Annotated in this window: 19 protein-coding genes; 4 read left to right on the top strand and 15 right to left on the bottom strand. The window is 69.5% G+C overall.

What is annotated here, in order from left to right; genetic code table 11:
• Window positions 1–86: 86 nt before the first annotated feature.
• A complete protein-coding gene (locus tag EGK76_RS13500) occupies window positions 87–1,463 on the bottom strand; it encodes a DcaP family trimeric outer membrane transporter (protein WP_123832950.1) in 1,377 nt (458 codons plus the stop codon).
• 201 nt (window positions 1,464–1,664) lie between these two features.
• Between EGK76_RS13500 and acs the strand changes: the two genes are divergently transcribed.
• Both acs and EGK76_RS13490 read left to right on the top strand, forming a co-directional pair.
• Window positions 1,665–3,623: an acetate--CoA ligase gene (gene acs, locus EGK76_RS13495; protein WP_096296526.1), complete on the top strand. Its 1,959-nt coding sequence runs from the start codon at window positions 1,665–1,667 to the stop codon at window positions 3,621–3,623.
• 112 nt (window positions 3,624–3,735) lie between these two features.
• Window positions 3,736–4,401: a response regulator transcription factor gene (locus EGK76_RS13490; RefSeq protein ID WP_096296525.1), complete on the top strand. Its 666-nt coding sequence runs from the start codon at window positions 3,736–3,738 to the stop codon at window positions 4,399–4,401.
• A 186-nt stretch (window positions 4,402–4,587) separates the two neighbouring features.
• Here EGK76_RS13490 and EGK76_RS13485 read toward each other — a convergent pair whose 3' ends face one another.
• Both EGK76_RS13485 and EGK76_RS13480 read right to left on the bottom strand, forming a co-directional pair.
• Window positions 4,588–5,895 (bottom strand): amidohydrolase family protein, encoded by a 1,308-nt coding sequence (locus tag EGK76_RS13485; RefSeq protein WP_123832949.1) that lies wholly within the window; start codon window positions 5,893–5,895, stop codon window positions 4,588–4,590.
• Window positions 5,892–7,277, bottom strand: a complete 1,386-nt coding sequence (locus EGK76_RS13480; protein ID WP_096296523.1) for an amidohydrolase — start codon at window positions 7,275–7,277, stop codon at window positions 5,892–5,894. The genes EGK76_RS13485 and EGK76_RS13480 overlap by 4 nt, the downstream gene beginning before the upstream one ends.
• A 166-nt stretch (window positions 7,278–7,443) precedes the next feature.
• On the opposite strand from EGK76_RS13480, the gene EGK76_RS13475 reads away from it, so the two are divergent.
• The gene (locus tag EGK76_RS13475) at window positions 7,444–8,220 is read left to right on the top strand and encodes an AMP nucleosidase (protein WP_096300126.1); all 777 of its coding nucleotides are present in this window, start codon (window positions 7,444–7,446) and stop codon (window positions 8,218–8,220) included.
• Window positions 8,221–8,275: 55 nt separating this feature from the next.
• On the opposite strand, the gene EGK76_RS13470 is transcribed toward EGK76_RS13475, so the two are convergent.
• Window positions 8,276–8,692 (bottom strand): hypothetical protein, encoded by a 417-nt coding sequence (locus tag EGK76_RS13470; RefSeq protein WP_123832948.1) that lies wholly within the window; start codon window positions 8,690–8,692, stop codon window positions 8,276–8,278.
• A gap of 98 nt (window positions 8,693–8,790) precedes the next feature.
• Here EGK76_RS13470 and EGK76_RS13465 point away from each other — a divergent pair, with 98 nt between their 5' ends.
• Entirely contained in the window at window positions 8,791–9,327 is a 537-nt protein-coding gene (locus EGK76_RS13465; RefSeq protein ID WP_123832972.1) for a DUF924 family protein, read from the top strand.
• A gap of 20 nt (window positions 9,328–9,347) precedes the next feature.
• On the opposite strand, the gene cls is transcribed toward EGK76_RS13465, so the two are convergent.
• The 11 genes from cls to EGK76_RS13410 form a co-directional block, all read right to left on the bottom strand.
• On the bottom strand, window positions 9,348–10,772 hold the full coding sequence (gene cls, locus EGK76_RS13460) for a cardiolipin synthase (protein WP_096296521.1): 1,425 nt from the start codon (window positions 10,770–10,772) through the stop codon (window positions 9,348–9,350).
• Between the two features lie 281 nt (window positions 10,773–11,053).
• Window positions 11,054–11,218: a 50S ribosomal protein L33 gene (rpmG, locus tag EGK76_RS13455; RefSeq protein WP_096296520.1), complete on the bottom strand. Its 165-nt coding sequence runs from the start codon at window positions 11,216–11,218 to the stop codon at window positions 11,054–11,056.
• A gap of 11 nt (window positions 11,219–11,229) precedes the next feature.
• Window positions 11,230–11,466 carry a 50S ribosomal protein L28 gene (gene rpmB, locus EGK76_RS13450; RefSeq protein WP_096209782.1) on the bottom strand — a complete coding sequence of 79 codons (237 nt, stop codon included), beginning with the start codon at window positions 11,464–11,466 and terminating at the stop codon, window positions 11,230–11,232.
• Window positions 11,467–11,832: 366 nt separating this feature from the next.
• The gene (locus tag EGK76_RS13445) at window positions 11,833–12,459 is read right to left on the bottom strand and encodes a DUF2894 domain-containing protein (RefSeq protein WP_123832947.1); all 627 of its coding nucleotides are present in this window, start codon (window positions 12,457–12,459) and stop codon (window positions 11,833–11,835) included.
• Entirely contained in the window at window positions 12,449–13,090 is a 642-nt protein-coding gene (locus EGK76_RS13440; protein WP_096296518.1) for an OmpA family protein, read from the bottom strand. Before EGK76_RS13440 ends, EGK76_RS13445 begins: the two co-directional genes overlap by 11 nt.
• Entirely contained in the window at window positions 13,087–15,438 is a 2,352-nt protein-coding gene (locus EGK76_RS13435) for a DUF802 domain-containing protein (protein WP_233580308.1), read from the bottom strand. The genes EGK76_RS13440 and EGK76_RS13435 overlap by 4 nt, the downstream gene beginning before the upstream one ends.
• A 10-nt stretch (window positions 15,439–15,448) precedes the next feature.
• Complete coding sequence (locus EGK76_RS13430) at window positions 15,449–16,180, bottom strand: DUF3348 domain-containing protein (RefSeq protein ID WP_199730916.1); 732 nt, start codon at window positions 16,178–16,180, stop codon at window positions 15,449–15,451.
• 78 nt (window positions 16,181–16,258) lie between these two features.
• Window positions 16,259–17,179 carry a ParB/RepB/Spo0J family partition protein gene (locus EGK76_RS13425; RefSeq protein ID WP_096296515.1) on the bottom strand — a complete coding sequence of 307 codons (921 nt, stop codon included), beginning with the start codon at window positions 17,177–17,179 and terminating at the stop codon, window positions 16,259–16,261.
• The gene (locus EGK76_RS13420) at window positions 17,176–17,988 is read right to left on the bottom strand and encodes an AAA family ATPase (RefSeq protein ID WP_096296514.1); all 813 of its coding nucleotides are present in this window, start codon (window positions 17,986–17,988) and stop codon (window positions 17,176–17,178) included. The genes EGK76_RS13425 and EGK76_RS13420 overlap by 4 nt, the downstream gene beginning before the upstream one ends.
• A gap of 160 nt (window positions 17,989–18,148) precedes the next feature.
• Window positions 18,149–18,790, bottom strand: a complete 642-nt coding sequence (gene rsmG / locus EGK76_RS13415; RefSeq protein WP_096296513.1) for a 16S rRNA (guanine(527)-N(7))-methyltransferase RsmG — start codon at window positions 18,788–18,790, stop codon at window positions 18,149–18,151.
• A gap of 151 nt (window positions 18,791–18,941) precedes the next feature.
• On the bottom strand, window positions 18,942–19,535 hold the full coding sequence (locus tag EGK76_RS13410) for a 4'-phosphopantetheinyl transferase superfamily protein (RefSeq protein ID WP_123832944.1): 594 nt from the start codon (window positions 19,533–19,535) through the stop codon (window positions 18,942–18,944).
• Window positions 19,536–19,622 lie beyond the last annotated feature (87 nt).

Genomic DNA, 19,622 nt, shown 5'->3' with positions numbered 1-19,622 from the left:
GCGGATCAGGTGTTGTGCGGGTGGGAGCCGCTTGCACGCGGCGGCGAGAACGCGGCGGAGACGGGTATGCCGTCCCCGCCGCTGGATCAGAACGAGTAGCGCGCCATGGTGTGCAGGCGGATCAGCTCGCCATCGGCGCCGGATTCGAGCGTGCGCTCGCCCCAGATCGCCTCGACGCCGAAGTCGAGCTTGGGCACCGGCGACCAGATCATGTTCGCGTGCATCGATTGGACCTTGCGGGTCACGCCCATCCCGGTCCAGGCAGCCTCGTTGTCCCACTGCGAACGTGCGTAGAAGAGGTTGCCGCGCACCTTTGGACTGAACACCTGGCGCAGCCCCACATAGCCGGCCCACCCGCCCAGCGCATCGATGTCGCCGGCGGAATCGACCATCGCATCCTGCTGGATCGTGGCCAGGCCGATGTAGCGGCCGATGCCGTCGCCGCCGCTGAGCTGGTAGCGGATGTCGGTGCTGTCGCCGAGCTTGACCAGGCCGCTGACCTGGGCGCCGAATCCGGTCGCGGTGCTTTCGGCGCCGACCACGGGCTCGTACTTCAGCTGACGCGCCATGCCGGCGAAGCTGACGTGGCCCCAGTCGCCCTTGTGGGTGTAGCGGGCGATCACGTCGGGAATCGCGCTGTTGTCGCCTGCGATCACGCGGGCGCCGCCGCCGAAGGGCTGGACCGTGGTTTCAGGGCTTTCGACCGAGACCGCCCACCCACCGCTGGTGTAGCGCACCTGCGGCTGGCGGACGAAGACCACGCCGTCGGTCGGGCCGACGAAGTCCACCGAGTCGAGCAGCGCATTGGTGTCCATGAAGTTCGACCAGGTCTGGCCGACCAGCCAGTTGTTGTAGGTCAGATAGGCGTGGCGCAGCGTGGCCCCATAGGTGTTGGTGGCCGCGGTGTTGCCGAGGGAACCACCGAAGAAGTCGAGCTCGATCCGGGCGCCGAGCTTGTCGCCGGAATCGAGGACGGTGCTGGCGTCGAACCACAGGCGCGAGAACTTCACGTGCGCATCGGAATAGGTATCCGGCCCGTCGCCCCCGACCGGGATCGCACCGGGGACGTAGAAGTCGCGGCCGGCGGTGCCCTTGGCGATGTCGCCGTCGGTGGTCTTGGTCACCAGTCCATCGACGCGGACCATGCCGCCGACGGTGAACTTGGTGCCGGGGTTGGCGCCGGGCGTGATCGTCGTCGTCTGGATCGGCGCAGCGGCGCCGGTGCCCGCGACGACCGGCGCCGGTGCAGGCTGCGCGGCCTGGGCGGTACGGACTTCGGTGACGACGGTTTCGGTCTGCTGCTGTTGGGCCACCAGCTGCTGCACCATCTGCTCGAGCTGGGCGACACGCGCTTCGAGCTCGCGCTCCTTTGCGGTCTGCGCGAACGCCATGCCAGGCAAGGTCAGGGCGGCAAGCACCGCCGTGGCCAGCAGACGCGGACGCGCCTTCAGTATGTGAGTCATTGCTCCCCTCCCACGGGTTGAACAAAAAGCGGCGACAGCGGGCGGTCGCCGACCGGTTCGCAATGCAGACTGCACGGATGCGGGGGCCGCGCACATTCGCCATTGGTCGATACCCGGGCCGGCGCGGTTAGACGAAGGTCTAGGCGTCCCGACCGACGAATCCGTCAAACTGCCCCGACGCGTCTGAAGGAGGCTCCCCTCATGTCCAACACCGCAGAGCTCTACCCGGTTCCGCCCGGGTTCGCCGGCCCCACCACCATCGGCGCGTCCGAGTACGAACGCGAGTACGCCCGCTCCGTGCAGGATCCCGATGGCTTCTGGGGCGATGCCGCAAAGCGGCTTGACTGGTTCAAGCCGCCGACGAAGATCCGCAACGTCAGCTACGACCTGGCGGATTTCCGCATCCGCTGGTTCGAGGACGGCGAACTCAATGCCAGCGTCAACTGTCTCGACCGCCACCTGGCGACACGCGGCGACAAGACCGCGCTGATCTGGGAAGGCGACAGTCCCGACACCGAGGCGCTTCGCATCAGTTACCGCGACCTGCATGCGCGTGTCTGCAGGCTGGCCAATGCATTGCGCAATCTGGGTGTGGGCAAGGGCGACCGGGTCACCATCTACCTGCCGATGATCGTCGAGGCGGCAGTGGCGATGCTGGCCTGCGCGCGGATCGGGGCGGTGCATTGCGTGGTGTTCGGCGGGTTCTCGCCGAACTCGATTGCCGACCGCGTGTCCGACTGCGGCAGCAAGCTCATCATCACCGCCGACGAAGGCCTGCGCGGCGGCAAGCGCGTTGCGCTGAAAGCGAACGTCGACGCGGCGCTGAAACTGCCCGGCACCAATACCGTCGAGACCGTGCTTGTCGTGCGCCATACCGGCGGCGCGGTCGACATGCAGATGCCGCGCGACCGCTGGTACGACGCCGTCGTCGACGGCCAGCCCGACACCTGCGAACCCGAGCGCATGAACGCGGAGGATCCGCTCTTCATCCTCTACACGTCCGGCTCGACCGGCAAACCCAAGGGCGTGCTGCATACCACCGGCGGCTACCTGCTGTTCGCCAGTTACACCCATGAGGCCGTGTTCGACCTGCGCGACGAGGACGTGTACTGGTGCACCGCGGACGTGGGCTGGGTCACCGGCCACAGCTACATCGTCTACGGCCCGCTCGCGAACGCCGCGACCTCGCTGATCTTCGAGGGCGTGCCGAACTATCCCGACGTCTCGCGTTTCTGGAACGTCATCGACAAGCATCAGGTCACGATCTTCTACACCGCGCCGACCGCGATCCGCGCGCTCATGCGCGAGGGCGAGGCGGCGGTCAAGAAGACCTCGCGCAGCTCGCTGCGACTGCTCGGCAGCGTCGGCGAGCCGATCAATCCGGAAGCCTGGCGCTGGTATTACGAGGTCGTCGGCGACAGCCGCTGCCCCATCGTGGACACCTGGTGGCAGACCGAGACCGGCGGCATCCTGATCTCACCGCTGCCTGGGGCGATCGCCACCAAGCCCGGTTCGGCGACCCTGCCGTTCTTCGGCGTGCAGCCGGCACTGGTCGACGCCGACGGCACCGTGCTCGAAGGCGCAGCCGCCGGCAACCTGGTCATCACCGACTCCTGGCCCGGCCAGATGCGCAGCGTCTACGGCGACCACCAGCGTTTCATCGACACCTACTTCAAGGCCTACCCGGGCAGCTACTTCACCGGCGACGGCTGCCGCCGCGACGAGGACGGTTACTACTGGATCACCGGGCGCGTCGACGACGTCATCAACGTCTCCGGTCACCGCATCGGCACGGCGGAACTGGAAAGCGCGCTGGTGCTGCATGCCAAGGTCGCGGAGGCAGCCGTCGTCGGCTTTCCGCACGACATCAAGGGCCAGGGCATCTATGCCTACGTGACGCTCAAATCGGGCGAGGAATACAGCGAGGCGCTGCGCACGGAACTGGTCGCGCACGTGCGCCGCGAGATCGGGCCGACCGCGTCGCCCGACCACATCCAGTGGGCTCCGGGCCTGCCCAAGACGCGCTCGGGCAAGATCATGCGCCGCATCCTGCGCAAGATCGCCGAGAATGCCCCTGACCAGCTCGGCGACACCAGCACGCTCGCCGATCCCTCGGTCGTCGACTCGCTGGTGAAGGAGCGGTACATCCCGAACGGCTGATGCTTGCCTGACGCCCCGTGCCGGTACCGCGAGCGTGGACCGGCGCGGGACCCGTTCTCCTATCGATGGACCGATGCACCTTCTTTCTTCCGAGACGCCGCCGGCACCCGCGATGACCACCCTGCTGATCGCCGACGACCATCCGCTGTTCCGCGAAGCGTTACGTGGCGCGATTGCCCGTGCCTTGCCCGAGGCACGGTTGCGGGAGGCGCACAACGTCGATGCGCTCTACGCCATGGTGGAGTCGGAGCCCGATGCCGACCTGCTGATGCTCGATCTCAACATGCCCGGCGTGCATGGCTTCAGCGCCCTGGTGCACCTGCGTGCGCAGTTCCCGCAATTGCCGGTGCTGATGGTGTCTGCGCGCGAGGAGCCCGCGGTGATGCGGCGCGCGCTCGACCATGGCGCCTCGGGCTTCGTGCCCAAGTCCGCTGATGCCGAGACCCTCGCCCGCGCCGTGGCGCAGGTGCTCGATGGCGACCGCTTCGTGCCCGAAGCGGCGGCCTCCGCGGCCGGAGTGACGCCCCGCGAGCACGACGTCGCGGCGCGCCTGCGCGATCTCACGCCTCAGCAGTTCCGCGTGCTGCAGATGCTCGGCGACGGAATGCTCAACAAACAGATCGCCTACGAACTCGGTGTGTCCGAAGCCACCGTCAAGGCGCACATGACCGCCGTGCTGCGCAAGCTCGGCGCATCGAACCGCACCCAGGCGGTGCTGATCGCCGGCAAGCTCGCAGTGGACCCCGATCCGGACGAGATTCCCGCCGACGCGCGCTGAAGAACTGCGGTGTCCGCACGGCGTCGCGCGCCGTCATTCGGGGAGTGCGCACAGGCGGATGTCTGATCGGCCCCGCACGATGCGCGTGGGATGCGTTCGCCGGCGATGAGCCGGATCGGCCTTGCGTGCGCCCAGCCGGGGCGCAGAACAGGCCCTCTCCCCGGTCGGGGGGAGGGCCTGGGGACGTCACCGCGCGCGATACGCCCGTGGCAAGCCACCTTCGGCCTGCGGCTGCAGATAGCGGTCCCGCAGTTCGGTCTGCCGCGACCGCATCTCGATCGCGCGGCCGTCGAACCACACCTGCACGGCGCTGCTCGTCACATCCAGCGGGTCACCCGACCACAGCACCAGATCGGCGGTGCGGCCTACCGCGATGGTGCCGATGGACTCGCCGACACCGAAGGTCTCCGCCGGCACGCGGGTCAGGCCCGCGAGGCCCGCTTCCCACGGCAGCCCATGGGCGACCGCGTTGCCGGCCAGCTGCCGCAGCTTGCGCGCGTTGTGCGAGGCGTCGGCCGCCTGGGCGAAGCCCACGCGCACACCCGCGGCCTGCAGGCGCGCGGCGTTCTCGATGGTCGCGCCGATCTGGTCGAAGTTCGACGGCAGGTTGACCAGCGGGTCGACGAACACCGGCACGTTCGCCGCCGCGAGCTCCGGTGCGACGCGCCAGCCCTCGGCACCACCGCGGATCGCGATCCGCAGGCCATGGCGCTTCGACCAGCGCAGCAGCTGGCGGATGTCGGCCGCCCGGTTCACGCCGACCACGATCGTGCCGCGACCGTCGAGATACGGTGCGAGTGCGCGCTTGCCGGCCGGGGTGAGCGCAGCGACATGCGAGTCGGCCGGCAGGCGGCCACGCGCCTCGTCGATCAGCTGGTCGAGCAGCATCCATTGCGCGGCGCGCGAGGCGCCGCTCTGGTCCGCTCCGTCCGCTCCGAGCGCGAGGTACAGCACCTTCGGCCCGGCGGGATCGACGCTGCCGTCCAGGCGCATCATCGCGCCCTGGCCGCCGATGATCGAGCTGGCGCTGCCGGCCGAGATCAGGGTGAAACCGATGCCCTCGACGCGCGCGACCGGAATCACGATCGAGTCGGGATTGAAGGCCAGGGTCACGTCGAACTCCGGGCGCACGGCCATGTCCTTGGCCTCGCCGAGCGACAGGCGGTCGTCGCGCGTCCCGCGTTCGCCCGAGACTTCCTCGATGCCGATGCCGGTCACGCCGCCGAACAGGGTCGGCGTCAACGGCCGCCCCATGGCTTCGACGACCGGTGCGTCGCCTGCGGACAGTCCCGTGCCGATCGCGGCAATCCGGCCGTCGCGCACCAGCACGTCGGTGTTCTGCAGCGAACCCTGCGCCCCGGCGGTATGCACGGTTGCGCCGCGGATCAGGACCGACTGCGCCGCGGCGGGCAGGGTGGCCGCGAGCAGGGCGCCGGCAACCAGCAGACGCGACAGCGCGCGCGCTCCACGCCGGTTCGAAGCTTGGCGGCTCATCGTGCACCTCCGTTGGCTGCGGCGCCCTGGCCGAGCATGAAGTCCGAGACCGGTTGGCGCGATGGATCGGTGCGATCGAAGACGTGGGCGCCGTCGATCCAGACGTGTTCGGCCAGGGCGTAGACGGTGAACGGGTTGCCATTCCACAGCACCACATCGCCCATCTTGCCGGCGGTCAGGGTGCCGGTCTGCTCGAGCACGCCGAGCGATTTCGCCGCGTTTTCGGTGAGCCAGCGGATCGCATGTTCGGGCGTGATCTCGATGCCGGCACGGCCCGCGGCCGCCATCACCTTGGCTGCCTCCTGGTTGAGGCGCTGGATGCCCTCGTCGGAATCGGAATGCACGATCGCGCAGCCGCCCGGGGCGCGGTCGACGATCGCGATGTTCTCCTGGATGCCGTCGAAGGCCTCCATCTTGAAGCCCCACCAGTCGGCCCACAGCGCGCCGCAGACGCCTTCGGCGCCGAGACGGTCGGCGATCTTGTAGGCCTCCACGCCGTGGTGGAAGGCGGTGACCTTGAAGTCGAACTCCTTCGCCAGATCGAGCATCTGCGCCATCTCGTCGGCGCGGTAGCAGTGGATGTGCACGAGGATGTCGCCATCCATCGCGCCGGCCATCGTCTCGAGCTTGAGGTCGCGTTTGCCGGGCGAGTCGCCGCCCTGCTTGCGCCGGTAGTCGGCGGCGTCGATCAGCGCGGCGCGGTAGCCCGCGACATTGCCCATGCGCGTGGCCGGCCCGCCTTTCTGGCCGTAGACCCGCTTGGGGTTCTCGCCGCAGGCCATCTTCAGGCCATAGGGCGCGCCGGGAAACTTCATGTCGGTGACGGTGGTCGCGGCGACGTTCTTCAACGTCACGCCACGGCCACCGACGAGGTTGGCCGAGCCGGGCAGGATCTGCAGCGAGGTCACGCCGCCAGCGAGCGCCGCGCCGAAACCCGGATCCTGCGGCCATACCGAATGCTCGGCCCAGACCTGGGCGGTGTTCGGCGCGGTCATCTCGTTGCCGTCGCTGTGCGCGCTTGCGCCGGGACTCGGATAGACGCCCAGGTGCGAATGCACGTCGATCATGCCCGGTGTGATCCACTTGCCGGTGCCGTCGATGCGTTGCGCGTTCGCGGGCGCGGCGAGCGCCGCACCCACCGCCTGGATACGCCCGTCCTGCAGCAGCACGTCTGCCGCTTCCAGACGCTGGCCGTCACCGATCAGTACGGTCGCGTTGGTGATCAGCACTGGCGGCGATGCGATGGGCGTATAGGTGCTTGCATAGGCGCTGGCGCCGACATGGGTGCCACTGGCGCCGGTGGCCGGTTTGTCGGACGAGGCATGGGTGGCGCAGCCACCCGACAGGGCGACCGCGAGCGCGGCCGTCAGTAGACGAGACATCGAAGATCCCCGGAACACGTTGGACGGTCCGCGGCGGCGTTCAGGACCCGCCGCGGGCGAAGTTCGAGTGTACCCGTGGGTCCGGCGCGCGCGCTGAGACAGACCGCGCGTTCCAGGCACGCGCGGCGCGCATGCGAGAATGGCCGCGAAGAAGAGGAGCATGACGATGAAAGAGAAAGAGCAGATCGTCGAAAACTGGCTGCCGCGCTATACCGGTGTGCCGCTCGACCGGTTCGGCGAGCACATCCTGCTGACCAACTTCGGCGGCTACCTGCACCATTTCGCGCGTATTGCCGGCGCGGAAATCGTCGGCCTGGACCGGCCGATGCCCAGCGCCACCGCCGATGGAATGACCATGATCAACTTCGGCATGGGCAGTCCCAACGCCGCGACGATGATGGATCTGTTGTCGGCGATCGCGCCGAAGGCCGTGCTGTTCCTCGGCAAGTGTGGCGGGCTCAAGCGCAAGAACCAGCTCGGCGACCTGGTGCTGCCGATCGCGGCGATCCGCGGCGAGGGCACCAGCAGCGACTATCTCCTGCCGGAGGTGCCGGCATTGCCGGCGTTCGCCCTGCAGCGCGCGGTCTCGACGGTGATCCGCGACCTAGGCCACGACTACTGGACCGGTACCGTCTACACGACCAACCGCCGGGTCTGGGAGCATGACGACGCCTTCAAGGAGCGCCTGCGCGCGATGCGCTGCATGGCGATCGACATGGAAACCGCCACGGTCTTCGCCGCCGGCTTCGCCAACCGCATTCCCTCGGGAGCGCTGCTGCTGGTCAGCGACCAGCCGATGATTCCAGACGGGGTCAAGACGGAAGCTTCCGACGCACTGGTGAGCGCGGACTTCGTCGAGCGCCACATCCTCATTGGTATCGAGGCGCTGAAGCTGATCCGTCGCCACGGCAAATCGGTTCGGCATCTCCGGTTCGACGAGTAATCCGCCCGCTGCACGCGCGCGTGGCTCGCGCTGCCCGCGCGCGCCCGATTGCGGCCTACTTTTCGGTGGGCCGCTTCACCGCGAAGATCAGTCCATCGGCATGCGCCCTGACCAGCTCGGCCCCGCCGATCGCGATCTGCTCGCCCTCGTCGAACTCGATATCCGCCAGGTCGCCGCGAATGTCGTCGTGCGAGAGCGATTTCTCGGCCGATGCAGTGTTCTGGGTGACGACGACGACGCCGTCGGGATCGGTCGAGACCACCTGCATCAGGCCGTAGGCGGGATCGATCGGCTTGCGCGCATCGTCGGTGAATGGATGGCGCGAGAACCCGCTGAGCTGCGCGGCATAGATATCGCCCACAGCGGGCGACTCCAGCAGGGCCATGTCGGCATCCGCGTGCTGGCAGGCGCCGAGCAGCACGAGGCCGGAGAGTGCCAGCAGCGCTGTCAGCAGGCGGGTCGGACGACGCATCATGGAGCGTTTTCGAGGCAGGGATCGCCCGAGTATGGGCCGGTCACCGGGAAGGCGCATGCGCCGCGCCGCAGCCGCGTTAATCTGTGGCCATGGAGATGATCAAACCCGCGCACGTCGTCGATTTCTGGCAGCAGGCTGGTATGCAGAAGTGGTTCGGAGGCGGCGCTGCCTTCGACCGCGAATGCGACCAGCGCTTCCGGGACGTGCATTTCGTCGCGGCCCGCAGAGAGCTGGAGCACTGGCTCGACACGGCGGAGGGCGGGCTCGCGCTGCTGATCCTGCTCGATCAGGTTCCGCGCAACATCTTCCGTGGCAGCGCCCATGCGTTCGCAACCGATTCCCTTGCGCGTCATTACGCCGAGCGGATGATCGCCGCCGGCCACGACCGCGTATTCGCAGACGACCTGCGCGGCTTCGTCTACCTGCCGTTCGAGCATTCGGAAGATCCGGCCGACCAGCAGCGCTCGATCGAACTCTTTGCCGACGTCGACAACGCCGAGTATCGCAAGTACGCGCAGGCGCATTTCGACGTCGTCGAACGCTTCGGCCGTTTCCCGCATCGCAACCGTGTGCTCGGCCGCATCAATACACCCGAAGAGCAGGCCTGGCTCGACGCGGGTGGCGGCTTCTGATGCAGGGCGCGCGCGGCGCTTCATAGAAACGAATCCGCCAGCCGTGCGATGCCTTCCACGCTGCGTCGCCAGGTCGGTCGCCGCGTCCACGCTTCCGCTTCCAGCACATCCGATTCGCGCAGATAGTCCTGCTCGATCTCGCGTAACCGCGCCACGACGCCGGGGTCGAAGCACAGCAAGCCCGCCTCGGCATTGAGCATGAAGCTGCGGATGTCGAGATTGCTCGACCCGACCAGTGCGATGTCGTCGTCGACGCTCAGATGCTTCGCATGCAGAAAATGCGGCCTGTAGAGCGCAATGTGCACCCCGGCCGCAAGCAGTTCATCGTAGAAACCGGCCTGGGCCCAGGCGGTCACGCGCTGGTTGTTGGTCGCCGACAGGATCAGCTGCACCGACACGCCCGACAGCGCGGCGACGCGCAGGGCGCCCAGCGTGGCCTCGTCGGGCACGAAGTAGGGCGTCACCAGTACCGCGCGCCGACGCGCGCGCTGCACGAGCGCGACGAACACATCGCGCGCATTCTCGAACGGATACGCCGGGCCGCTCGGCAGCAGCTGCGCCGGCACATGGCCGCTTGACGCGATCGGCGGTGCATCGACCTCCAGTACCTCACCCGTCTCGATGTACCAGTCGCTGGCGAACAGCGCCTGCAGTTGCGCGACGACCGGACCGCGCACCCGCGCGACGACCTCGCGGTTGGGATGGCCGGGCACGAAGTCCGGATCGGCGAGGTTCTGTGAACCCGTCAGCGCGAGGCGGCCATCGATCACCGCGATCTTGCGATGGTTGCGCAGATCCATCCGCGCGCTGCGCCGCCACTTGAGTCCTCCCGCCAATGTGGCATGCACGCAGACACCGGCATCGCGCAATGGGCGTCGGAACGCACGCAGGCCGCGTTTCGCGCCCACGGCGTCGAGCAGCAATCGGCAGCGCACGCCGCGCCGGGCCGCGCGCTCGAGTGCACCGGCAACCGAGCGTCCGCTGGCGTCGTCGAGCATCAGGTAATAGAGCAGGTGCACCTCCCGCGTCGCCGCATCGATGTCGTCGACGAGGCGTTGCAGTGAGCCTGCGTAATCGTCCAGCAGCTCGACCGCATTGCCATTGGTGGGCATGAAATCGCCGAGCCGCTCGGCGAGGCGCGTCACATCCGCGGGCGCGGAGAACGCATCGGGCGGACACCAGCGCAGCGCGGTCAGCGCCGCCTGCCTCTGCCTGATCTGCCGCGATGCGCGCGCCTGCCGCTCGCGCCGCAGCCGCGACAGCCAAGGATGGCCGAGCAGCAGATAGGCAGGGAGTCCGAGCAAGGGCACAAAGCCGATCAGCAGGAGCCAGCTGCGCGCGGACGATGAGCGCGTGCGCGCGGGAATCCACAGCAGGGCCGCGACCCGGATGAGCCAGTCGGCGGCGAAGATCCACAGGCCGATGTGCAGGTCGTGATTCGACATGCGGCCGAGTGTGGCATGGGGGTGTGGCGGGGGCGGGTGAACCGGCTCGGTCGGCCCTGCCGTCCCCCGGCTGCAGTGGCTCCGTCCCTTCTGTCAGGGCTACGTAGCCGCCGGGGCGGACGAGTCGGCGTGACGGGCCGATCTGCGCGCAGAGGCGCTCATGGGGCTCACCCCCCAGAAACGCAAAACCCGCCTTGCGGCGGGTTCTGCATTGAAGGCGATCGATCCCCGCCTGCGCGGGGTAACGCAACGTCAGCCGCGCTCGAGCGCGGGTCGTTGCATCACTTGATCTTGCCTTCCTTGTAGATCACGTGCTTCCGGACGACGGGGTCGTACTTCTTGAACTCCATCTTGCCGGGGGTGTTCTTCTTGTTCTTGTCCGTGGTGTAGAAATGCCCGGTGTTGGCCGAGGAAATCAGACGGATCTTGTCGCGCTTGCCTGCCATGTTCTAACTCCTCAGACCTTTTCGCCGCGGGCACGGAGCTCGGCGAGGACGACGTCGATGCCGTTCTTGTCGATGGTGCGCAGGGCCTTGGTGGAAACACGCAGCTTGATCCAGCGGTTCTCGCTGGCAACCCAGAAGCGACGCTCATGCAGGTTGGGCATGAAGCGGCGGCGGGTCTTGTTCATGGCGTGCGACACATTGTTGCCATGCGTCGTACGCTTGCCGGTGACTTGGCATACTCGGGACATTGCGCACCTCGAAGTGTGTTTGATATCGCCCTTAGCCAGGGAGATGGCGGCCCCGATGGCAGTGCCATCGCGCGATGCGGGTGGGTTTGGACATCCTGCTGCAGCACTGCCGGGAATCGCGCTTCCGCAGGGCAGGTCAGCCATGTCGCCATGGTCTGGACGCAGCTAGCCGGCCATTGTGCTGATACGGGGCCTGCTGCGCAAGGGGCGGCTCGCTGCGGGCCCGGATTGCCGGCCCGCCGCCGGGCTTGCCGACGGCTCGGTCGGAAGCGGCCCGGGTACCAAGGACCCGGCTGTCCGTCTTTGCGTCCGCCACGCGGCCCTCCGGAGGCGCCCGGCGCCTGAACGCCCAGTGCGGGCCGGTCGTCAGGTCTTGCGCTTCCTCGATGCGGCCTTGGTCCGCGGTTTGCCGCTGGCGGTCGGCGCCGGTTCGCGGCCCGTCAGCACAGCCGCGTCCTGCAGGGTTTCCAGCCACGAGAGTGTGTCCACATAAGACAGGAACCGCTCCAGATAGGCCGGCGACGTCGCGCCCATCAGGGCCAGCGAGCGGTAGGCGAGAGCGGCGGAATTCAATGGGCCGGCGCCGGTCGGCACCTCGGCCAGCGACTTGCGGACCTGGCTGCTGGTACGCAGGGTCGACCACAACGCGCGGAATTCTTCGACCGCAGGGAGCTCGGGGTAGGCCCGGTCCGGGCCGGCAGCTCCCGTGTCGGCGCGCGCATGCGCGGCGATGGCGTCGATCAGCGACGCAAGTGCACCGCGCCCGGGCACTGCGTTCGCGCTGCCCTCGGGCATCCGCTCGACATTCCGCGCATACGCGCCCACCAGCGCGTCGAGCTTCGCGTCGAGTGCGCGTCGCACGGCGCCATCGCATGTTGCCGCGCGGCGCTGCAGGGCCGCGATGTGCTGGAAGCGGATCGGATCGAGCCGGTCCGCGCCCCGCGCGTGCCAGTCATCCAGCAGGCCTGCGATGTCGACGGCCTCAGCGACCATCGGCCTTGGCCCCGGCCTGGCGCGGAACCGGCGCCATCTCGACGCGCCGGTTCCGTGCGCGGCCCTCGGGGTCGGCGTTCGAGCCCACCGGCTGCTGCGCGCCGAACGCGGCGGCGAACACCGAATCGGCCGGAACACCTGCCGCGATCAATCCGCGGGTCACGGTCAGGGCGCGCTGCGCCGAGAGTTCCCAGTTGTCCGAGAACCGGTTGCCGTCGCGTACCAGGCGATCGTCGGTGAAGCCGCTGACCATCAGCATTTCGTCGCGCGAGGCCAGATACCCGGCCAGCGGGCCGGCGAGGCTCTGCAGCAGCTCGCGACCCTCGGGCTGCAGCTGGTCGGAGGCCTGGGCGAACAGCACGCTGCCGCGGATGCCGATGCGGCCGTCGATCAGGGTGATGCGCCCGGCGGCAAGCGGCGCTGCCAGGGCCTGCTCCAGGGTCTCGCGGCGCCGCGCTTCCGCCTCGCGCTGGGCGATCTCCGCATCCAGCCGCATCTCCAGCTGCAGCTGGACGCCGATCACGCCGACCAGGATCAGTACGAACGCGCCCAGCAGCACCGACATCAGATCGCCGAACGCAGCCCAGACCGGGGCGGTCGACTCCACATCGCCTTCGAGCTCGACACTCATGCGGAGACGGCGCGCGTCGCGCCGAGCTGCTGCAGCTCTTCGATGATCTGCTTCTGCGCAAGCACGCTGAGGTCGACGACCTCGCGCGCTTGCGCGACGTAATAGGCCAGTTGCTCGTCGCTGCGGACCAGCGATTTCGCCAGCGTCTCCTCGATGCCCTGCAGGCGACCGGCAAGCGCCTGGTTCGATTCGCCGAACACCGCGACCGCAGCGCCGAAGGCCTCGCCAAGGCTGGCCACTTCCACCGCGCCCACGCGCAGATCGTCGGCAATCGTGTCCAGCTTGCCGGTCTCGGCCGCGATGTGGTCGCTGAAGCGCGTGCCGACCCGTTCGAGCAGATCGGCCGAAGTGGCGACCAGTGCCTCGATCGCCGCGCGCTGCTCGGTGGAGGCGTGGTTCACCGCGCGCAGCAGGGTGTCGAGCGTCGAGAGCATCTGCGTACGCTCTTCGAGCATCGCGGTGTCGCGCACCATGCTCTCTGACAGCGACTGGCGCAGCTCGGCGATGACTTCGGCAGCGGCGCGCGGCGCCTCCGATGCGGTGTCGACCAGGCGCGAGATCTCGGCGATGGTCGCGCTGGCATGGGCCTGGGTCTGCGCGCCGATGGTGTCGGCGGTGGTGGCCAGCCGGTCGCAGATCGCCTGCTGCTGGCGCGTGGTGTCGGCGCCCGCCCGGGCCCAGTCGTCGCGCAGAACGGCGGCCATTGCGGCGAGGCTCTCGGTCCACGCGGCCAGGCGCTGGGCATCCTGTGCGGCCAGCGCTGTGTGCAGCTCGGCGTGCGAGGCATCGACCTTCTGGAGCAGCGTTGCGGAGTGCGCTTCGAACGTGGCGGCAGCCGCGCTCAGCGCCTGCTGGTGCTGCGCACTCATCGCCGCGTTGGTCGCGGCCTGTGTCGCCAGTGCATCGGTCCATGCCGCGCCCACGCTGCCGGCCGTCGCATCGAGTCGGCTGGCGACCCCGTCGACCAGTGCGGTCGCGTGCTGCTCGAAGGTCACGCCGACGCCGTCGAGCGTGCTGCGCAGTTCGGACGTCAGCGCGGTCTGCGCTGCCTGTTGCGCGGCCAGTGCCTGCTCCCAGCGCTGGGCCACGCCGGCCGTCGATGCCTCGAATCCGGCGGTGAGCGCCTGCAATTGGCGGTCCACGGCGCCGGTCACGGTCTCGTGCAGCGCGCCGGCCTGGGCGTGCGCCGCGTCGAGTCGCGTGGTGACCTCGCCGAGCAGCCCCCCGGTGCGGTGCTCGAACGCCGCAACGAAGTCGTCGAGCGTGGCACGCAGGTCGCGCGCCAGTGTCTCGTTCGATGCCTGCTGGCCATCCACGGCCTGCTGCCAGCGCTCGGCGACGGTCGCGGTGGAGGCCTCGAAGCCGGCGTTGAGCGACTGCAGCTGGCGTTCGACCGCCTCTGCGACGGTGGCCTGCAGGGCCGCGGTTTCGCGCGCGAGGGCCGACATCGTCGTCTCGAACACCGGCTGCAGCGCGGCCGTCGCGGCGCGCGCGCTGTCGGCGACGCTGGTCTGCAGGGCGCGCTCGACCGACGCAGCGAGCTGTACATACACGGCCTCGGTGCGTCCATGGAACGCCTCCTGGCTCGCCGCGTGGCGCTCGTCCGCCGAGGCGTTCTGCTGCTCGATCGTCGCCATCATCGCGGTCAGACGGTCGACCAGGGCCGGCATCACTTCGGTCTGCTGCTGCAGCAGCCGCAGGGTTTCCTCGCGCTGATGGGCCTGCGAGTGCGCGCGCAGCGTCGTCGCGGCGGCCACGTCCAGCAGTTGCACGCTGTGGGCGCGTTCGCGCCGCAGCAGCGCCGAAGCCAGGCCCAGCATCGCCGAGGTCGCGATGCCGGCGATCGAGGTCCCGAACGCGAAGCCCAGGCCCTTGACCGGCGCGGCCAGGGAGTCGCGGATCGCCTGCAGGTCGGTCGCCGTCTCAAGCGCCATGCCGGTGCCGCGCAGCATCACCATCATGCCCAGCAGCGTGCCGAGCATGCCGAGCAGCACCAGCATGCCGACCAGGTAGGGGGTCAGCGCGGGCACCGGCAGCGCGACGCGCTCGCCCTCGATGCGCAGGCGCACCGGGTTGCGCAGCGTGGGGTCTAGCCGGTCGAGCCAGTCGGCGAGCGATGCCGGCGGCGCGGACAGCGCCGCGGTCGCCTCGGACAGCGTGGACGTGGCGCGGCGATAACGCAGCAGTTCCAGTCCGCCTGCGACGTAGGCCACGCCGATCAGCAGGGACACGGCGAATGCCGCCGTGTTCGAGCCGACGTAGCCGATGGCGATCCAGCCGACCACGGCCAGGCCGAGCGCGAACGCGAGCGCGGGAAGAAGGGCGGTATTGCGACTGCTTGGGGACATGGGCACTGCGTCAGTGGGTGCGAAGCGCTGCGAGCAGCCCTTCGACCGGTTGGAAACGGACATCCAGCTCGGCGATCAGCACGCCCCGCATGTCCCTGCGAAAACCATCGAGCCAGGCCGCGGACGGATCCGTGGCCAACGCACCCGCGGCGGCGCGCAGCCGCTCGAAATGCGCTTCGAGCAGGGCCGGCACCGCGCCGAGCAACGCGTGCTCGCGCGGACTCAGCACGCCCTCCATGACCGCATCCACCTCGGCCAGCCGCGCCATCTCGGCCGAACGCTCTGCCAGCCGGTCGCGCAGATCGCCGCGCAGCCGGCCGGTCGCCATCTGCATCGAGCGCTGCAGCGCCAGGTGACGCTGGCGGAACGGCGCGAAGTCGATCGCAGCCTCGGGTGCGGCTTCGGCGTCGCCATCGTCCGAGGCCCCGGCCGCCTGCGGCTGCGGGATCACCAGCTCCGGCGCTTCGACGATCGACGCCAGCAACGTCGCCCGCGCCTTCGCGCACACGGCTGCGTCGTCGCGATCAATGACTTGCGCGCCTTGTTCAGCTGCGGGCGCCTTCGCGTCGAGCACCTTCGACAGCGCCACTGCCCGTGTCCAGTCGATCCACTGGCTCAGACGCTCGGCCGGCGCCGGGCCGCCTTGCGGCAGCGTGTCGTCGGTCAAGCGGGCCAGCAGCCGGATGAAGGTCGGGCCGCGGAAGGCGGGGCGAGGCGGGGAATCCAAGGAAGGGGCGCGCAAAAGACGGCGATTTTACAATGCGGCCGACCACCGTCGGGTCCGATGTGCGCTCCGAACTCCGCGCGTGCGGTTCCCGCCTCAGGGGCGCTGCGCGCGCAGTCGCTCCAGCACGCCGTCGAGGGCTTCCAGGTTGCCGTAGTGGATCACCAGGCGGCCCTTGTTGCCGCGGCCGTTGGCGATCGAGACGCGGGTGCCGAGGGTCTCCGACAGTTCGTTCTCCAGCGAGACGATGTCGGCCTGCGGGCGCGCCTTGTTGCGCGCGATGGTGCGGGTGTCGCCCCCGGGGACGCGGCCGGCGGCGAACTGCTGGGCGCGGTGTTCGACCTCGCGCACCGACCAGCCGTGTTCGACGGCGTCGCTGGCAAGCTTGCTGGCGAGATCGGGCGAGAGGGTCAGCAGCGCGCGGGCGTGGCCCATTTCCAGCTGCCGGGACTCGACCAGGATGCGGATCGCGGGCGGCAATTCCAGCAGGCGCAGCAGGTTGGAGACGGCGGCGCGCGAGCGTCCCACCGCTTCGGCGGCCTGCGCGTGGGTGAGGTCGAACTCCTCGATCAGCCGCTGCAGGGCCTGCGCTTCTTCGAGGGGGTTGAGGTCCTCGCGCTGGATGTTCTCGATCAGCGCCATCGCGACGACCGTGCGGTCCTCGACGTTGCGCACCACCGCCGGCACTTCGCTCAGGCCGGCCTGCTTGGACGCGCGCCAGCGGCGTTCACCGGCGATGATCTCGAAGGTGCGGTCGGGCCGCTCGCGCACGACCAGCGGCTGGATCACGCCCTGCGCCTTGATCGACTCGGCCAGCTCGGTGAGTTTGTCGGCATCCCAGTGCTTGCGCGGCTGGTACTTGCCGGCGCTCAGCGCATCGATCGGCAGCAGCCGCAGGGTGTCCTGTTCGGTCGCCTCCAGGCTCGCGGGCGCCTCGGCCGCGGCCTTGGGGCCGAGCAGGGCTTCCAGCCCCCGGCCCAGGCCACGCTTCTTTACCGGCGTCTTCGCTGCGGTCATGCCGGAGTCTCCATGGCGGGTGCGTCCTGGGTGCGGGCGGCATCGCGTTCGCGCTGGCGCCGGATCACCTCGCCTGCGAGGCCGAGGTAGGCGATCGCGCCGCGCGACGCCTTGTCGTAGCCGACGATGCTCTGGCCATGGCTGGGCGCTTCGGCCACGCGGACGTTGCGCGGCACGATGGTGCGGAACACCTTGTCGCCGAAGTGGTTGGTCAGCTCCGCCGAGACCGCGTTGGCGAGGTTGTTGCGCACGTCGAACATCGTGCGCAGCACGCCCTCGACCTCGAGCTTCGGGTTGAGGTTCTGCCGAATCGCGTCGATCGTCTGCAGCAGCGCCGACAGGCCTTCGAGCGCGTAGTACTCGCACTGCATCGGCACCAGCACCGAATCGGCCGCGGTCAAAGCGTTGAGCGTGAGCAGCGACAGCGCCGGCGGGCAGTCGATGAGGATGAAGTCGTAGCGCGCGCGCAGGGGCTCGAGCGCGACGCGCAGGCGGTGTTCACGGCCGTCGACGCCCATCAGCTCGAGCTCGGCAGCGGTGAGATCGGTGTTGCCGGGAATCAGGTCGACGTCTTCCTCGGTCTGCATGACCGCATCGCCGGCTTCCACTTCGCCCAGCAGCACGTCACAGGTGCTGACCGGCACGGCGCCCTTGTCGATGCCGCAGCCCATCGTGGCGTTGCCCTGCGAGTCCAGGTCCACCAGCAGCACGCGCTTGGGCACCCGCGCCAGGGCCGCGGCCAGGTTCACGGCCGTCGTCGTCTTGCCGACGCCGCCCTTCTGATTGGCAATGGCGATGATGCGGGCCATGGGCTCCGTCGCGGTTCGGGAAGGAAGCCGGCCGCCGCAGGGCGGTGGCCGGACGGGGGATTATGCCCCCCAAGACCCGCGAGGGGTAACCGATCGCATCCGCCATCGGCGGGTCGGGGCACGTGCGGCCATGCGGGCGCGGCCTACGTCGGCCGGTGGCTCAGGCGCGTTCGATGACCACCAGATGCCGTTCGGCATCGAGGCCGGGCACCGTCAGCGGCGTCACCGCGACGAGTCGCCAGCCGGCTGGAAGGGCGGCGATCTCGTCGACCGGGTGGATGCCCTTCATGGCCAGCAGCCGGCCGCCGTCGGCCTTCGGCAGGTGGCCGCCGACGCTCAGGATGTCGGGCAGCGTGGCGAGCGCGCGGGCGGTGATCGCGTCGAACCCGCCGGGCCGGTCTAGGGCTTCGATCCGGGATTCGGCGACTTCGGCATTGGACAGCTTCAGCTGGCGGACCGCCTCGCGCAGGAAGCGCGCCTTCTTGCCGTTGGACTCGACCAGGGTCACGCGCAGCTCCGGCAGCGCGATCGCCAGGGGAATGCCGGGCAGGCCGGGGCCGGTGCCGAGATCGGCAAGCGTGGCCAGGCCTTCGACGTGCGCGACCATCGCCAGCGAATCGAGCAGGTGGCGGGTGACCATTTCGCGCGGGTCGCGCACGGCCGTGAGGTTGTAGGTCCCGTTCCAGCGCAGCAACAGCGCCAGATAGGCCAGCAGCGGCGCGGCCAGTGCCGGGGCGAGCCCCAGCGCGCGCAGCCCGGCATCGAGTTCGTCGCGCAGCGCGGTGTCGTCGGTGATGTCCATGGCGCGCATTGTAGAAGCTGGCGGATGGCCCGGGCCGCTGATCGCGGGATGGTGGGCTGCCGAGCCGCAACCGCAGTCTTTGCCGGCGAAGCTCGGTCGGGGATGCGTCACGCCGCAGATCGAAGTCGGGCAGGCCGCGTGCCCGCCCGGGTCAATCCATCGGTCGCCACGCCACGGTCGCCAGATACCCGGGCAGCGGCGCGAACGCGCGCAGGTGCCAGTCCCCGGGTGCGCCGAGCGCGGGATCGCACGCGACCAGCGCCCAGCCGTCGTCGCGTGCGGCGAACTCCAGCCGGTCGAGCCCGAACGACAGCCCGTGTCCGTGCGCCTTGAGCACCGCTTCCTTGGCGCACCACAGCTGCACGAAGGCGGCCTCGGCGGCAGCGGGCGGCAGCTTCGCGAGTGCAGTCGCCTCGGTGGCGACGAAGAAGCGCTGGGCCAGTGCCATGGCCTGCGGGCGCGGGCGCAGCCATTCGATGTCGGCGCCGACCGTCACGCCCTCGCCAAGCGCGATCAGCAGGGCCTCGCCGCTGTGGCTCCAGTTGACGTCGAGTCCCGCGCGGCCGGGCACGTGCAGGCGCGGGCGGCCCCGGGCATCGCGTTCGAGGGCCATGGCGTCGGCAGCGACGCCCAGTTCCCCGGCCAGCCACGGGCGCACCAGGGCTTCGGCGGACTGGCCGCGGCGGTAGTCCCGCCAGGCGCATTGCACTGGCCCCACGCCGAGGCTGCCTGATTCGCTGAACATTCCGCGCCGCACATCCGCACCCGGACAGGGCGTGCAGCGTAAGCTAAAACAGCTGTTCCGCGCGCCGGACACGGCTTGCGGAACACC

The organism is Luteimonas sp. 100069 (assembly GCF_003813845.1).
Lineage (GTDB): Bacteria > Pseudomonadota > Gammaproteobacteria > Xanthomonadales > Xanthomonadaceae > Luteimonas > Luteimonas chenhongjianii.
Note: the sequence above shows the minus strand (reverse complement) of the source record. Positions and strands in the feature narration are given on the sequence as shown.

Bases quoted from the DNA above. Each gene is read 5' to 3' on its own strand.
- EGK76_RS13500 (WP_123832950.1), bottom strand. From the start codon at position 1,463: ATGACTCACATACTGAAGGCGCGTCCGCGTCTGCTGGCCACGGCGGTG.
- acs (WP_096296526.1), top strand. From the start codon at position 1,665: ATGTCCAACACCGCAGAGCTCTACCCGGTTCCGCCCGGGTTCGCCGGC.
- EGK76_RS13490 (WP_096296525.1), top strand. From the start codon at position 3,736: ATGACCACCCTGCTGATCGCCGACGACCATCCGCTGTTCCGCGAAGCG.
- EGK76_RS13485 (WP_123832949.1), bottom strand. From the start codon at position 5,895: ATGAGCCGCCAAGCTTCGAACCGGCGTGGAGCGCGCGCGCTGTCGCGT.
- EGK76_RS13480 (WP_096296523.1), bottom strand. From the start codon at position 7,277: ATGTCTCGTCTACTGACGGCCGCGCTCGCGGTCGCCCTGTCGGGTGGC.
- EGK76_RS13475 (WP_096300126.1), top strand. From the start codon at position 7,444: ATGAAAGAGAAAGAGCAGATCGTCGAAAACTGGCTGCCGCGCTATACC.
- EGK76_RS13470 (WP_123832948.1), bottom strand. From the start codon at position 8,692: ATGCGTCGTCCGACCCGCCTGCTGACAGCGCTGCTGGCACTCTCCGGC.
- EGK76_RS13465 (WP_123832972.1), top strand. From the start codon at position 8,791: ATGATCAAACCCGCGCACGTCGTCGATTTCTGGCAGCAGGCTGGTATG.
- cls (WP_096296521.1), bottom strand. From the start codon at position 10,772: ATGTCGAATCACGACCTGCACATCGGCCTGTGGATCTTCGCCGCCGAC.
- rpmG (WP_096296520.1), bottom strand. From the start codon at position 11,218: ATGGCAGGCAAGCGCGACAAGATCCGTCTGATTTCCTCGGCCAACACC.
- rpmB (WP_096209782.1), bottom strand. From the start codon at position 11,466: ATGTCCCGAGTATGCCAAGTCACCGGCAAGCGTACGACGCATGGCAAC.
- EGK76_RS13445 (WP_123832947.1), bottom strand. From the start codon at position 12,459: ATGGTCGCTGAGGCCGTCGACATCGCAGGCCTGCTGGATGACTGGCAC.
- EGK76_RS13440 (WP_096296518.1), bottom strand. From the start codon at position 13,090: ATGAGTGTCGAGCTCGAAGGCGATGTGGAGTCGACCGCCCCGGTCTGG.
- EGK76_RS13435 (WP_233580308.1), bottom strand. From the start codon at position 15,438: ATGTCCCCAAGCAGTCGCAATACCGCCCTTCTTCCCGCGCTCGCGTTC.
- EGK76_RS13425 (WP_096296515.1), bottom strand. From the start codon at position 17,179: ATGACCGCAGCGAAGACGCCGGTAAAGAAGCGTGGCCTGGGCCGGGGG.
- EGK76_RS13420 (WP_096296514.1), bottom strand. From the start codon at position 17,988: ATGGCCCGCATCATCGCCATTGCCAATCAGAAGGGCGGCGTCGGCAAG.
- rsmG (WP_096296513.1), bottom strand. From the start codon at position 18,790: ATGGACATCACCGACGACACCGCGCTGCGCGACGAACTCGATGCCGGG.
- EGK76_RS13410 (WP_123832944.1), bottom strand. From the start codon at position 19,535: ATGTTCAGCGAATCAGGCAGCCTCGGCGTGGGGCCAGTGCAATGCGCC.